11 protein-coding genes are annotated in these 13897 nt (G+C 70.9%); 3 read left to right on the top strand and 8 right to left on the bottom strand.

Annotated features, from left to right (window positions below):
* Positions 1-105: 105 nt before the first annotated feature.
* From OG410_RS07325 to OG410_RS07310, 4 genes are all read right to left on the bottom strand, one after another.
* Entirely contained in the window at positions 106-1302 is a 1197-nt protein-coding gene (locus OG410_RS07325) for a TetR/AcrR family transcriptional regulator (protein ID WP_329298379.1), read from the bottom strand.
* A gap of 114 nt (positions 1303-1416) precedes the next feature.
* Entirely contained in the window at positions 1417-2508 is a 1092-nt protein-coding gene (locus tag OG410_RS07320) for an NAD(P)-dependent alcohol dehydrogenase (RefSeq protein WP_329298378.1), read from the bottom strand.
* Positions 2505-3026 carry a DUF4334 domain-containing protein gene (locus OG410_RS07315; RefSeq protein ID WP_329298377.1) on the bottom strand — a complete coding sequence of 174 codons (522 nt, stop codon included), beginning with the start codon at positions 3024-3026 and terminating at the stop codon, positions 2505-2507. Before OG410_RS07315 ends, OG410_RS07320 begins: the two co-directional genes overlap by 4 nt.
* A gap of 70 nt (positions 3027-3096) precedes the next feature.
* Positions 3097-3813 carry a TetR/AcrR family transcriptional regulator gene (locus tag OG410_RS07310; RefSeq protein ID WP_329298376.1) on the bottom strand — a complete coding sequence of 239 codons (717 nt, stop codon included), beginning with the start codon at positions 3811-3813 and terminating at the stop codon, positions 3097-3099.
* A 296-nt stretch (positions 3814-4109) separates the two neighbouring features.
* Between OG410_RS07310 and OG410_RS07305 the strand changes: the two genes are divergently transcribed.
* Entirely contained in the window at positions 4110-5942 is a 1833-nt protein-coding gene (locus OG410_RS07305) for an AMP-dependent synthetase/ligase (RefSeq protein WP_329298375.1), read from the top strand.
* 185 nt (positions 5943-6127) lie between these two features.
* On the top strand, positions 6128-6754 hold the full coding sequence (locus tag OG410_RS07300; RefSeq protein WP_329298374.1) for a TetR/AcrR family transcriptional regulator: 627 nt from the start codon (positions 6128-6130) through the stop codon (positions 6752-6754).
* 124 nt (positions 6755-6878) lie between these two features.
* Here the strand turns inward: OG410_RS07300 and OG410_RS07295 are convergent, their stop codons facing one another.
* Together OG410_RS07295 and OG410_RS07290 are read right to left on the bottom strand one after the other, a co-directional pair.
* Positions 6879-8384, bottom strand: coding sequence for an aldehyde dehydrogenase family protein (locus OG410_RS07295; protein WP_329298373.1), 1506 nt, complete (start codon positions 8382-8384; stop codon positions 6879-6881).
* Positions 8381-9322, bottom strand: a complete 942-nt coding sequence (locus tag OG410_RS07290; protein WP_329298372.1) for an oxygenase MpaB family protein — start codon at positions 9320-9322, stop codon at positions 8381-8383. The genes OG410_RS07295 and OG410_RS07290 overlap by 4 nt, the downstream gene beginning before the upstream one ends.
* Positions 9323-9978: 656 nt before the next feature.
* On the opposite strand from OG410_RS07290, the gene OG410_RS07285 reads away from it, so the two are divergent.
* On the top strand, positions 9979-11265 hold the full coding sequence (locus tag OG410_RS07285) for a glycoside hydrolase family 16 protein (protein ID WP_329298371.1): 1287 nt from the start codon (positions 9979-9981) through the stop codon (positions 11263-11265).
* 117 nt (positions 11266-11382) lie between these two features.
* Here OG410_RS07285 and OG410_RS07280 read toward each other — a convergent pair whose 3' ends face one another.
* Positions 11383-12360, bottom strand: a complete 978-nt coding sequence (locus OG410_RS07280; RefSeq protein ID WP_329298370.1) for a UDP-glucuronic acid decarboxylase family protein — start codon at positions 12358-12360, stop codon at positions 11383-11385.
* A 205-nt stretch (positions 12361-12565) separates the two neighbouring features.
* The gene (locus tag OG410_RS07275) at positions 12566-13798 is read right to left on the bottom strand and encodes a carboxylate--amine ligase (protein ID WP_329298369.1); all 1233 of its coding nucleotides are present in this window, start codon (positions 13796-13798) and stop codon (positions 12566-12568) included.
* Between the last annotated feature and the right edge of the window lie 99 nt (positions 13799-13897).

Below are 13897 nucleotides of genomic sequence, written 5' to 3'. Positions count from 1 at the left end.
GGGGGAACACTCGCACGGGGTGCCGCACGCCGGTTCTTCGCGCCGGCGCTTCACGCCGGCTCTCAGCGACGGCGCGCCTCGTCGCTGTCGGGCCCCGAAGGCCGTTCAGAGGCCCAGGGCCCCCACGACCAGAGCGGTGACGGCCTCACGATGGGCGGGGCTGTCCTGCCACCGCAGTCTGCGTCCCGCCTCGACCACCACGCCGAACCCCGCGTGCACCAGTACCCGGGCCTGGCGCGGATCCAGCTCCGGACGGGCCAGCCGCAACTGCTGCTCCCAGACGGCGATGTGCTCCCGCTGCGCGAGGACCAGGGGCCGCCGCAGGTCCGTCGGCAAGCCGGCGAGCTCCGCCTCGGCGACGCTGTTGAGCTCCGTGCACTCGAAGCTGTAGGCCACATACGTCGAGGCCAGCGCCACGACGGCCTCGTGCGGGCCGGTCACCTCGTGCAGACTCCGCTCCACCCCCTGGGCCAGGAGTCCGGCCGCCTGGAGGCAGGCGGCCGCCAGAATGTCGATCTTGCCGGGGTAATGGCGGTAGAGCGCCGACGGGGTCAGTCCCACCGCCTCGGCGATCTGTCCGTTCGTGACGTTGGCGAATCCGTCCCGGGCGAACAGCGGGACGGAGGCCGCGAGTATCTCCGCGGGTCGCGTGCGCGGCACCGGCCGGGCGGGCAGCTCGACGGGGCGCGCCCCGGGCGGGCCCGCCGCCGGATCCGTCGCGGCCACGCGCAGCGCGGACGCCAGCAGCAGGTCCTCGGCCCGGCGCCCGGCGATGGAGGTGTGATGCATCGTGATGGATCCGATCGCACCGAGGGCCGCCATGGCCCGCAGGCGCCGGTCGGACAGCGGGTGTTCGCGCTGCACGGCCTCCTCGACCCGCTCGACCAGGCGACCGAACTTCACCGCGAGACGTCGGCGGTCCTCGCGGTCGAGGTACCGGGCCTCCCATCGGTACACGCCGCCCGACGCGCGATGAACGACGGTGATCCGGGTGACGGCGGTGAGCACCTCCGTCAAGGAGGCCTCGGCCGGCACCTCGTCGAGCGCGGCGACCAGTCCGTCCACCATGACGTGGGCGCACGCGGCGAACAGCGCGTACTTGTTGGGGAAGTGCCGGTACAGGGCGGCCGCCGTGATGCCCACGCCGGCGGCGACCTCCTCCATCGACGCGTTGTGGTAGCCACGCTCGCTGAAGACCCGCCCGGCCGCGTCGAGGATGAGCTGCTTGCGGTTGCGGGGCCGGGTCGCCGCGGCCGGTCTCGCGGTCGCTGCCGAACGGGCGGACGGGGAGGCGGGAGCCATGCGGATCAGTCAATCACACGCCGTCACCAGGGCTTGTCTGACAATTCGCGTCGTCGCCCGAAGGGCGGCCCGGCCCCCTCGTCGGGCACCGCGTCCCCGGGCCGGATCGGCCGGTCAGGTGAAGGTGAGGACCGGCTTGACGACGCTGCCGTCCCGCATGGCGGCCACGGCCGCGCCGATGTCCTCGAACGGGAACGTGGTGACCAGCCGTTCGAGCGGGAAGAGGCCCCGTCGGTGCAGGCCGACCAGTTCGGGAATGAGGCGGCCGGGGTCGGAGTCCCCCTCGATCACCCCGTGGACGCGGACGCCCTTGGCGAGCAGGCCCATGACGTCGAAGGTCACCTCGCCGCCGAGGCCGAGGAGGGCGAGTTCGCCACGAGGGCGCAGTGCGTCGACGGCACGGCGGGCCATCTCCGGACGGCCGGTGGTCTCGACGACGTGGTGCGCGCCACCGCCGGTGAGGTCGCGCAGCGCCGCCACCAGACCGTCCCCGGGGGACAGGGCCGCCTTCGCGCCGAGTCGGGTGGCCAGGGCACGGCGGGAGGCGACCGGGTCGACCGCCACCACCGGGTCGCAGCCCACGGCCACCGCGGCCATCAGCGCGCTCAGGCCGACCCCGCCCGCGCCGAGCACGACCAGGGAGGAACCCGGTCCGGGGCGGAGCCGGTTGAGCACGGTGCCCGCACCCGTCTGTCCGCTGCATCCCAGCGGCGCGACGACCGTGGCCGGAAGACCGGAGGGCACCTTGACCACACCGCGTTCGTGGACCACGGCGTACGTGGCGAAGCTGGACTGGCCGAAGAAGCCGGCGTGCAGGGGTGCGCCGTCCAGGGAGAGCGGAGTGGTGCCGTCGTCGCGTCCGCCGGAGAGGTTCCGGTCCCGCGCCGCGCGGCAGTAGGCGGGGTGGTTTCCCGCGCACTGCTCGCAGGTGCCGCAGCTGGCGAAGGTGAGGCAGACATGGTCCCCGGGCGCGAGACCCGTCACCTCCGCGCCCACCGCCTCGACCCGGCCGGCGCCTTCGTGGCCGAAGACCATCGGGGTGAGCCGCCGGGGCCAGGTGTCCCGCATCGCCAGGTCGGTGTGACAGACGCCGACCGCGGTCATCCTCACCAGCACCTCGTACGGCCGCGGTTCCTCGATCTCCGCGTCCCGGACGGTGAACGGGGCGCCCGGTGCCTCGGCGACCGCGGCACGGACGCGCCTCACAAGGCCTCTCCGGCCCCCGGGCCCCCGCGCGGGTCCCCGGACGGCGCCTCGGGGGCGCGCTCGAGGAAGAAGTAGAAGAAGGGGCCCTCGGCGGGGACTCCCTTGACGTTCATGATCCCCATCAGCGTGGTGTCGTCCACCTGCTTGAAGTGGTCGAGGACCGGCTGGCCGTCGTAGATCATCGTGGCCGTCGCCTCGCCGCGGAACTCGACGGTCCACAGGCCGGCCTCGCCCTTGCCGAGCTCGCGGTTCGAGTACAGGGCGCCCGTGGCGTCACGGCAGATCAGCGGTTTGGCGTCGTGCACGGAGGTGAACGTCTTGCCGTACCAACCGGCCTTCTCCAAGGCGCCGTTGAGTGGGTGGCCGGTGCGGAACTCGCCGCCCTTCCACGCGCCGAGTATCTCCTCGGGACGGACGGTGGCCAACGCCGTCCAGATCTCGTCGAGTTCGGCGGGCTCGACCGTGCCGTCCCGCTTCCGGAGCTCCTGGAACCGGGCGCGGGCCTCGATCACGTCCATGCGGGTGTCCTCTCGTCGGTGCGGGCACCGTGGATGTGGAACGTCGGGACGGTGTCCCGTCGCGTCACCCCTAGGTGCGCGGTGCGGACCCCCGGGAGACGGAGGTCCGGGCAGCGGAAGAGCGCCGGGGGAACGGCAGCGGTGAGTCGCCGGTGACCGTGCCGGGGTGGCCCACGGTGCCGAGGCTCAGCAGCACGTGGCGTTCGGCGACCTCCTCCGCGGTGAGCGGGCCGTCGTCACGGAACCAGTTGGCGACCCCCTGGCACATGACGAGCACCGAACGGACCGCGTCCGCCGGGATCGGCGTGGTGAACACGCCCTGGGAGCGGCCCGCCTCGACCGTGTCCAGCAGCATGTGCTCGAGATAGTCGCGCAGGGCGACGTAGCGCGCCCGGTTCGAGGGCTCCAGGCTGCGGATCTCCGTGTCCAGGAACGCCAGTTGCCGACGGTGGGCCATATAGAGCACGATCGACTCGACCATGCCGCAGAACCGCTCCAGCGGATCGTCCCCGGCCTCCCCGGCGGCGGCCCGGCAGCGGTCCAGGACGTCCTTGATGGACGTCTCCAGCAGCGTGGCCAGCAGGGCCTGCTTGTTCTCGTAGTGGTAGTACAGCGCGGGCACGGTGACCCCGACCCGGCCGGCGATGTCGCGGACCGAAGTGCCGTGGTAGCCGTGCTCGTTGAAGGCTTCCATGGCGTGCGTCAGGATCGGGTGCAGTCCGAGCGGTCCGTACGAGCGCCAGTGCTCCGCCGGGGGCGTGGCGTCCTGGCTCGGCGCGGTGTTCAACGACTCTCCTCGGGACAGGCGGCGATCGGCGACATCGTACGGCCGTGCGTTCGGAACGCGTTCTTTCGGCCGCTTAGCGATCGATCAGGAAAAGCGGGCATCCGGCGTCCGACGTGATGTCCCTTCCCCGGTGTGGATCCCCAAAAACTATTGCTGCACGCGGAGTTGACCGACCGGTTCGGCACTCCTACGTTCTTTAGCGAACGATCGGTACGTCGCCGATCGATGGCAGTGAGTTCGTCCTGTGCCGAGAAAGGAACCCGGACGTTTCCCTTCCGGCCCGCAAGGAGGCCCCGATGACATCGGCACCCCGCACCACCGGCGACCTGCCCGACGACCCGGCCGACCGGACGCTGCCGCAGCTGCTGGTCCGCAACGCGGGAGACCACCCCCGACTCCCGGGTCTGTCCTGGCAGTCGGCGGCCCCGGACGGTGAGTGGACGACGCTGAGCTGGGCGGAGATCCACGAGCACACCCGCAGCCTCGCCGTCGGCTACCGGGCTCTGGGCGTCGGCCGCGGCGACCATGTGCTGATGATGATGGCCAACCGGCCCGAACACTGGCTGTCGGACCTGGCGTTGGTCCGCCTCGGCGCGGTCCCGGTCAGTGTCTACGGCACCGCGGCCCCGGAACAGATCACCCACATCGCCCGCAACTGCCGGGCCCGCCTCGCCGTGGTGGAGGGGGCGGCCCAGGTGGTGGTGTGGGAGCCGTTGCTGGCCGACGCCGGTACCCCGCTGGAGCGTCTGGTGGTGGTCGAGCCGGACGCACAGGACGGCCACTTCCCGTACGAGGCCCTGCTCCGCGAACCGGTGCCGGAGCAGTTCGCCAAGGAACTGGACACCGCCCGCCCCGAGGACCCGCTGACCGTCGTCTACACCTCGGGCACCACCGGCGAGCCCAAGGGCGTCGTCCTGACCCACCGCCAGGTGATGTCCAACGCCCTGGCGCTGGACGCCGTGGTGGAACTGCCCCCGCACGTCGACCACATCTGCTATCTGCCCTTCGCCCACATCGCCGAGCGGATGCTGGGCATCTATCTGCCCTGCCACCGCGCCTCGCACGTGCGACTCTGCGCCGACCCGACGCGCGTCGGCGAGGTGGTCCGCACGGTGCGCCCCGCGCAGTTCTTCGGCGTGCCGAGAATCTGGGAGAAACTGTCCGCCGCCGTACGGGCCGTCCTCTCGCTGATGCCCGCCGAGCAGCGGGCGGCCATCGACCGGGCCTTCGAGATCGCCCGCGAGCACGTCGCGTACCGCGAGCGGGGCGAGACACCGCCCGCCGGGCTCGAGGAGCGTTATCTCCGTGCCCGCGAGGACGTGCTGCTGCCCATGCTGGCCGCGGGCGGTCTGGACCGGGTGACCTGGTCGGCCAGCGCCTCGGCGCCGATGTCGCTGGACGTGGTGCGGTTCTGGGCCGGTTTCGGCATCGTGATCATGGACGCCTGGGGGCTGACCGAGACCACGGGCGTGGCCACCGCCAACAGCCCGAAGACCGGCTTCCGGCTCGGCTCCGTAGGCCGCCCGGTGGAGTCCGTGGAGATCCGCGTCGCCGAGGACGGCGAGATCCTGGTGCGGGGCTCGACCGTCTTCTCCGGCTACCTCCGGCCGGACGGCTCGGTGCAGGCCGCTCTGGACGCCGACGGCTGGCTGGCCACCGGCGACATCGGCCGGATCGACGAGGACGGTTACCTCTGGCTCACCGACCGGAAGAAGGAGATGATCATCACCTCCACCGGCAAGAACGTGTCGCCGGCCCTGGTGGAGAACGCGCTCAAGGAACACCCGCTGATCGGCCAGGCGATGGTGCACGGGGACAACCGCTCTTACCTGGTAGCCCTTTTGGTGCTCGATGCGGAAGCCGCCCCCGCCTGGGCCGCGGCCAACGGCGTCGAGGCGCACGGGGGACCGGCCGGGCTGGCGGAACACCCCGTCGTCCGGGCGGAGGTGGACCGCGCGGTGGCCGCCGCCAACACCCGCCTCAACCGCACCGAGCAGGTCAAGCGCTACGAGTTGCTGTCGCAGGAGTGGGGTCCGGCGACCGGCGAGCTGACACCGTCACTCAAGATGCGGCGCCGGGTCATCCGGGACAAGTACGCCGACGAGCTGTCCGGGCTCTATGAGGACTGATCCCGGCCACGTTCCCTCCGCGCCCCCGCCCCGTACAACCCACTGCTTCCCGCACACCGGGCCGGCCGCCCACCCTCGCCTCGGGGTGGGCGGCTTCCGCGTTCCCGTCCCTGGTGAGTTACAAAGATATGTAGGGCGTATCAGAGACTCTCGGGGAATCCTCTGCCGGTATCGTGTGCAGCACCATGAGAGCTGACACGAACGACTCGTGGCTCGCCCGGGCCCTCGCCCAGCCGGAGCCGGAGGACCGTACGGAGCGCCGGATCCTCGACGCGGCACTGGAACAGTTCACCCTCCTGGGGCTGCGCCGCTCCTCCGTGGACGATGTGGCCAAGCGGGCCGGCGTCTCCCGGGTCACCGTCTACCGGCGCTTCCGGACCAAGGACAAGCTGGTCGAGGACACCCTGCTGCGCGAGCTCAGCCGGTTCTTCCAGCGGCTGGACTCGGCGGTGGCGGCGCTGCCGACCATGAAGGAGCGGGTCGTCGAGGGCTTCGTGGTCGCCCTGCGCCACACCCGCGCCCATCCGCTCTTCGGCGGCCTGCTGCGCCTCGAACCCGAGGTGGTGCTGCCCTATCTGACGGTGCAGGGCAGTTCCTCGCTCTCCGCCACCGTCGAGTATCTGACGGTCCATCTGCGCCGCGCGCAACAGGTCGAGGGGCGTCCCGAGGACGACCCGCGTCCGGTCGCCGAGCTGATGGTCCGGGTCGCCGTGTCCTTCCTGCTCAATCCCGCCAGCTGTATCGAGATGGAGGACGAGGACCAGGCTCGGGCCTTCGCCCGCCGCTATCTGGCCCCGCTGCTGGACGCCTGACCGCCCCCGGCCTGACCGGCTTACCGGCCGGACGAGCCGCTCGGATGCTCCGGCGTCCGGCGTTTCCGCGTCCGGCGCCCGGCGTTTCCGCGTAGGGCGTCCGGCGGAGCGTGCGAGCGGCCGTTCAGCGGCGCTTGTGCAGTGCCTGGGCCAGCCGCACCGCGCGCTCCCGCGTGGCGGCCGGAACCGTGAAGGACGTCAGCACGACCGGTGGGGCGAACCGCTGCACCGTGGTCGACTGCACGGAGGTGAAGGCGCGCAGCCCTTCCTCGCCGTGGATCCGTCCGAAACCGGAGTCCTGCGAACCGCCGAACGGCAGCGCCGGCACCGCGGCGAAGCCCAGCACCGAGTTCACGGACACCACCCCCGCGCGCAGCCGCGCCGCGATGGCCGCACCGGCACGCCCGTTGCGGCAGAACACCGCCGCTCCCAGGGCGTAGCGCGAGGAGTTGGCCCGCTCCACCGCCTCGTCCACGTCGGCCACCTGGTTGATCGACACGACGGGACCGAAGGTCTCCTCCGCCATCGCCGCCGCGTCCTCCGGAACCCCGGTCAGCACGACCGGCGCGACATACGGGGCGCGAACCGACTCGGGCCCGCCGAGCAGGGCCCGCGCGCCCGCCGAGACCGCGTCGGTCACATGGCGCTCGACGACCGAAACCTGGCCCGGCAGGGTCATCGGGCCGTAGGGGGCGTCCGCCTCGGCACCCGGGCGCAGTGCCCTGGCCCGCTCGACCACCCGCTCGCACAGCGCCCCGTGGATCTCACGCACCGCGTAGACGCGCTCCACCCCCGCGCAGGTCTGTCCCGCGTTGCTCAGCGCTCCCCACACGATCGCGTCGGCGGCCGCTTCCAGGTCCGCGTCCGCGGTGACGATCACCGCGTCCTTCCCGCCGCACTCGGCGAGGAACGGTGTCAGCGTCTCGGCGCACACCGCCATCACCTTGCGGGCCGTCCCCGGTGATCCGGTGAACGCCAGCTTGTCGACCCCGGACCGGGCCAGGGCGTCCCCGGTGGAGGCCGCGCCGGTGACCGTGGTGAGCAGCCCCGCATGCCCGGGCACGGCGGAGTCGAAGAGCTCTGCCAGCAGGACGCCGGTGCCGGGGGTCAGCTCGGACGGCTTGAAGACCACGGCGTTCCCCGCGGCCAGGGCGTAACCGATGGAACCCATCGGGGTGTACAGGGGGTAGTTCCAGGGGCCGATCACACCGACCACGCCCAGCGGCCGGTGCACCAGCGAGGCCCGCTGGTGGACGGCGAACAGCCCGGTGCCGACCTTCCGCCGGCGCAGCACGCGATCGGCGTTGCGGGCGGCCCAGCCCAGGTGCTCCAGCGTGAGGACGACCTCCAGCGCGGCGTCGCCGGCCGGCTTGCCGGTCTCCTCGGCGATGACGCGGGCCACGGCGTCCAGGTCGGAGGCGAGCGCCTTCTTCCAGCGCAGCAGGTGGTCACGGCGCCGGGACCCGGGCAGCGCCGCCCAGGCGGCCTGGGCGCTCCGGGCCCGTGCCACGGCGCGGGAGACCTCCTCCGGCCCGTTCACCGGGTGCGAGGCGATCGGTTCACCGGTCGCGGGGGAGTGCGTGGTGAAGGTCGCGGCGCGTGGTGCGGCGGCCGGAGTGGTGTCGGTCATCGGGTCTCCTGACGGGGAGCGGGGGGAGCGGACGACTGCGCCGGAGCGGAGGCCTGTCCGGGCGGCGCCTCGTCCGGGAGCGGGGCCGGCGGACGGGAGTGCGCCCAGTGCGGACCCAGGTCGTCCAGGGTCCAGCCGAAGGGGTAGGTGCGCGCCTTGGGCTTGCGCGGGAACCGCTCCGGACGCCCGGGCAGCAGCCTGATCAGCACGGCCCGGATACGGAACGCGCGGTGGACGGCGGCCCGCATCAGGCGCGGCTCCCGGGGGAAGCCGAGTGCCTTGAGCAGCGGTTCGTCGAGGACGGCGAGGGCGACCCGGGACGCCAGGCGCCGTGCCGGTGCCGGGTACCACGAGGCCATGATCCGCAGGGTGGCGGCGGCGACCCTGCGGTTGGCGGGGTCGTAGGCGAACATCTCCCGCTCGTAGTCGTCGTGGAGTCGCTCGAACGCGGCGTAGGTGTCGGGCACGCCGGAGATGCCCATCATCTCGCCCATCCGCCGGCCCACCAGCGCCAGACTCTCGGTCTCCTGCTCGGACAGGCGCCGCCAGCCGAACCGGTCGATCCATCGCTTGGGCCCCACCACGGTGGTGGCCAGGACGTACAGGAAGTCCTCGTCGGCGATCCGGTAGCGGCCGTGTATGCGGTTCAGATGGCGGGCGGCCGCCCGGCCGTGCTCGGAGTCCATCCCCTCGCGGACCATCTCGTACGTGATCAGGACCGTGTCGTCGTACCGCTTCTGACCGGCGCGTTCGAATTCCTGGGTCCGGTCCAGGAGCTGTGAGATGCGCGGGATGCCGTAGTCGCGCAGGAACGCGATCGATGTCCCGTGGAGATAGTCGCGGGGGAACTCGTAGTGGATGACCCACCGGTAGATCTGCTCGAAGTCCTGCTGCGGATCCATCTGCCGTATGCGGCGTAGCCGGCTGTAGCGGCCCATGGGGGATCCCTCCTGCCGGAATCGCGGCGTGAGCGGTCTGATCTGCGGACTGCCGACGTGCGGGTCGGGGCGACGTAGCGAGTGCCCCCAGGGTGAGTCGATGATACTGAAACTATTGAGTTGTTTCATCGGGCGTCAATACTCCGGACGTAACGGAGGGGCCGAGGTGCCCCGTGGGTATGTCGCGACTTGGTCCGAGCCGCCAACTTCCTTGCGGGTGAAGGGAGATGGCGGCACGTCCGAGGGACGGCTCAGGTGTTTCCGGCGTCCCGCGAGGGGTGCGCGTCACACGCCGAGGCCGCCCTCGCCCTGGGATGGTGACTCCGGAAGGCGCTCACTGGGCGTCAGATCCCACCAGTAACGTGCGATTTCATGCATATGACCGAATTGTTCCCATGCGTGTCGGATGTCACTGGGTCCGGCCCGACGTGGCCAACTCGGTTGCGGGACAAGAATTTCCAGGGGATATGCGCGCGCTTCGACGTCGGCAGGGCACTTGCGGATCGAGTTTGCCTCGCGCAGAGTCCATGACCGTTCGGTCCGCCATTGTTCACGTGTTCTACGAATGGTCCAGCTGTCGCATGGGGGCGAAAGGTCACGCGTACATGCCAATGAATTGCACAACTGATAATCGGAAACACCGTCGTCCTCGCGCCATGCGAACAAAATTGGGTGTGCTGGCGGTCACCACCGCCGCGCTCGCCGGAGGCGTCCTTACGCAAACCGATCAGGCGGAAGCCGCCACTCCCGGCGTCGTGGTCGATTCCCTGTCCGTGTCGGCGGCCCCGAACGGACAGTCCAAAGCCACTGCTACCGTCCACAGCGCCAAAACGATCAAACTGCAGGCGCTGACTGTCGCCGTGCGATCCGCCGACGGTGGCAACTACGACTTCCCCGGAGCCGTCGCGACCACGCTGGGAACCCAGTCCACCTCATACACCTCGGGCGCCCGCGCATTCCCGGCCGGCACCTATACGTATTTCGTGGCATACAAGTTCCACGACCGCTGGCACAGCCTCTCTCCGGTGAAATCCCTCACCACCGGATCCGGTACCGGTGCCACCGCGACGCCGACGCCCACCGCGACGCCGACGGCGACACCGACGCCCACCGCGACACCGACAGCCTCGACTCCCGCGGGCACGGCCACACCGCCCGCGTCCCCCACGCCGACGGCAACGCCACCGTCGACTTCGGCTTCGGCGCCGACGCCGACTTCGACGCCGACGTCCTCCGCGCCGTCCACGACCCCCACCGCGCCTGTCGGTATCCCCGGCACCTGGCACCAGGCGTTCAGCGACGAATTCAACGGCACCAGCCTCGACGGTTCCAAGTGGAACTCGAACTGGTTCGGTTGCTCCGGGTGTGTCACCAAGCCGGTGAACTCCGCCGAGGGGTCCGCCTATTCACCGTCGCAGGTCACGGTCGGCGACGGATCGCTCCACCTCAAGCTCATCCAGCAGCCGACCACCGTCGACGGCAAGACGTATCCCAACGTTTCCGGCCTGGTGACGAGCAACGGAAAGGCCCAGTTCACTTACGGCGCTTTCGAGGCCCGTATCCACACACCCTCGTCCGGGACGCAGATGGCCAACTGGCCCTCCTTCTGGCTGGACGGGCAGAACTGGCCGACCGACGGCGAACTGGACGTCCTCGAAGGCCTGGGCGGCTCCGCCTGCTATCACTTCCATTCCACGGCGGGCGGTCCGGGAGGCTGCGCCTCCGGTACCTACTCCGGCGGCTGGCACACGTTCGGCGCCGAATGGAAGCAGGGTTCCGTCACGTACTACTACGACGGCAAGCAGGTCGGTCAGATCACCTCCGGGATCACCTCGGCCCCGATGTATCTGATCCTCAACAACGGCATCAACCCCAGTCACAGCGGAACCAACCTGGTTCCCGCGGACATGATGGTCGACTACGTGAGGGTCTGGCAGCACTGACCCCACCGACGTGCCAGGGCGCCGGCCGCATCATGCGGCCGGCGCCCTTCGGGCTGTCGGCCCCCGGGCAGCCGACTCCCCTGTGACGGCGCGGCATTCGAGGCGCGCCGTCCTACGTCATGACGGCCCCACGGCGACGGCCCGCTCCGGCGGTCGCGCGCAGGCCCGCGACTCCGCCACGAACCAGTCGACGGTGTGCCGAAGCCCGTCTTCCAGAGGCACCCGCGGCTGCCAGCCGAGTGCCTCGCGGGCCCTGGTGATGACAGGGCGGCGGCGGACCGGGTCGTCGACAGGCAGCGGAAGGTGGTGCAGCTCGCCGCTGGAGCCGGTGATACCCGTCACGAGTTCCGCCAGTTCCCGCACTGTGTGCTCCTCCGGATTGCCGAGATTGATCGGTCCCGGCTCGGCGGAGTCGAGCATGGCCACCAGGCCGCGGACCAGGTCGTCGACATAGCAGAAACTCCGCGTCTGGGAGCCGTCGCCGAAGATCGTCAAAGGCTCCTCGTCGAGTGCCTGCCGGATGAAGCTGGAGATCACGCGGCCGTCGTACGGGCGCATGTGAGGGCCGTACGTATTGAAGATCCGGACGATCCCCACGCCGACCCCGTGGCTGCGCCGGTACGCCATGGAGAGGGCCTCCGCGAAGCGCTTGGCCTCGTCGTAGACGCTGCGGGGGCCGATGGGATTGACGTGTCCCCAGTAGTCCTCGTCCTGCGGATGCACCGCCGGATCCCCGTAGACCTCGCTGGTGGACGCCAGGACGAAGCGCGCTTCCTGGTTCTCGGCCAGCCGCAGCATGTTCTCCGTCCCCCGGCTGCCGACCGCCAGCGTCTCGAGCGGATGGCGGTGGTAGTCGGCCGGGGAGGCGGGAGACGCGAGGTGTGCGACGGCGTCGACGGTCCCGGCGAAGCGGAACCGCTCCGTGACGTCGCACGGCACGCAGTGGAAGCCCGGCCGATCCAGCAGGCGGGCGATGTTGGCCTTTCGGCCCGAGGAGAAGTTGTCCAGGCAGTAGACGGTGTCACCCCTGCGGAGCAGTTCCTCGCACAGATGGGACCCCAGAAAGCCGCTGCCACCGGACACCGCCACACGCATGAGATTCGTCCTTCCGCTCGGCCGAGCCGTGGACCGCCAGTCCGTATATTTACGACGTATACGTACATGGTCGCCCCAGGACGGGCTGAGGTCAACGCGGGCCGAGGACGGATCCATGAACCCGGCGGCCGCACGGCCCGGCCGGTCGCGGACGGAAACGCCCCGGTCGGCCATGGCGCCGACGGGGTGCCGGTGAGATCTCCGGTCAGCGGCACGCGGCAGGGCCGGAGCGCTCCGGCCGCAGCAGGCGCCAGGTCACCAGCCCCGCGAACCGGAGCGCCTCGGCCGCGGCCGGCAGGGGATCGTCCCAGGAGAGCCAGGCCCGCTCGGTGGGCCGCACGTGCAGCAGATCGGACGGCAGCCGGCGCTCATGGCGCAGCCACGCCACCGCCGACGCGAAGTCCAGCTGGCCGGCGACGAAGACCCGCCCCTCGGCCTGGGCGCCGTCCGGCACGGCCCGGCCGGTCAGGTCGAGATGCATGGCGCGGACCACATCGACTCCGTGGACGTTCTCGAAGAGGCGGAACTGGGCGCCGACGCGCGGGTTGAAGTCGACGAGTTTGTACTGTCCGTCCCGGCGGTCGTAACGCCAGTCGAGATCCGCCAGCCCGCTGTAACCGGTACGGCGGCACAGCCGCTCCGCCAGGCGGGCCAGTTCGGAGTTGCGCAGTCCCACCGCCCGGGCGGTCATCCCCGCGTACGGAGGCCAGGAGCGCAGCTTCAAGCCGGTGAACAGAGCGCGCGGAACACCGCCCGCACCGCAGTACATGTGGGTGATCCAGTCCTCCGCCTGCTGTCTGGGGATGTACTCCTGCACGAGGACGGGCGGTGGCCGGCCCGTCGGGAAGCGGTCGAGCAGCGCCCGTTCGGTGGGCACGACGGTGGTGGTGCCGCTGACGGCAGGGGTGCGGAGTCTGCTGAACGGCGCCAGGTTCTTGAGCACGAGCGGATAGCCGAGCTCGCGGCCCGCGTCGACCAGTTCGTCGCGGCTCTCCGGTGCCCTTGACGACGGTGAGGGCACACCTGCCTCGGCGCAGATCCGGTGCAGGCTCGCCTTGCAGGCCAGCAGGCGCGGCAGGTGGGCCGGCACGGGCGGGATCAGGAAACACTCCTTCAGCCGGTGCGCGTACTCCGCGAGCAGGATCGCCGCCTCGTCGTCGGTCGGCACCGCCACGCACCGGGCGCCGATCGCCCGGCCCATGGACAGCAGGCCGTCCGCGAGTTGCTCCGGTTCCTCGCAACCGGTCGTCGGCCACACGAATCTGCTCGTCAGATGGCGCGAGAGGGCGACCGGGGTGAAGCGGTCCTCGACAACGGCGTGGACCGGGACGCCCAGCCGTCCGACCGTGCGCACCACGCCCAGACTGCCGTGGTGCAACGGATAGTTGCCGATTCTGGCGAGGAGCACGGGTACCTCGGTGTCCAGCAAGACAACCACCCGCACCACTCCGGGACGCTTCTCCTGAAAGGAACTAACATGGACGAAGCTCGCAGATCCACTCGACAGTGGTGAATCGCCCGCATTCAGTATCCCCGA

Source organism: Streptomyces sp. NBC_00659, from assembly GCF_036226925.1.
Taxonomy (GTDB): domain Bacteria; phylum Actinomycetota; class Actinomycetes; order Streptomycetales; family Streptomycetaceae; genus Streptomyces.
This window is presented reverse-complemented; position numbering and strand designations above follow the sequence as displayed.